General features: G+C 54.9%; 1 pseudogene. It reads right to left on the reverse strand.

The features are described 5' to 3' along the window. A pseudogene (locus tag QMX89_RS22700) lies at positions 1–370 on the reverse strand (hypothetical protein); the annotation flags it as partial.

Below are 370 nucleotides of genomic sequence, written 5' to 3' on the forward strand. Positions count from 1 at the left end.
ACTTCAAGGCGCGGAATCTGGAAGTCCAACGTGCGGGGGACAGTCGTTTCCACAATGTCGGAATGGTAGACAAGCCCCTCATGGACCCATCTGACCATAACCGTATAGGTGGCTTGCGGATCCGCCTGGAAAGCACCGGTGCTGATTCGTGCTCTGACCGTGATGTAGCGGGCGGTGTGCACCGTAGCAAAATCCAGCGTCCAATCAGGTGCTTCCAATACCTCAGGCGGTGCCAACAAGATCCCAGTCGACCTCACTGTATAAATTTTCGGGGTAAAGACAACTGCAGCCGCCTCGTTGGTGCCTCCTGCCACATCCACTTTCAAAGTCAGGGTCAGCGAGCTGGCATCCCTTAGATCTTTCAATTCGC

It is taken from the genome of Pseudomonas sp. PS01301 (genome assembly GCF_029960215.1).
GTDB lineage: Bacteria > Pseudomonadota > Gammaproteobacteria > Pseudomonadales > Pseudomonadaceae > Aquipseudomonas > Aquipseudomonas coleopterorum.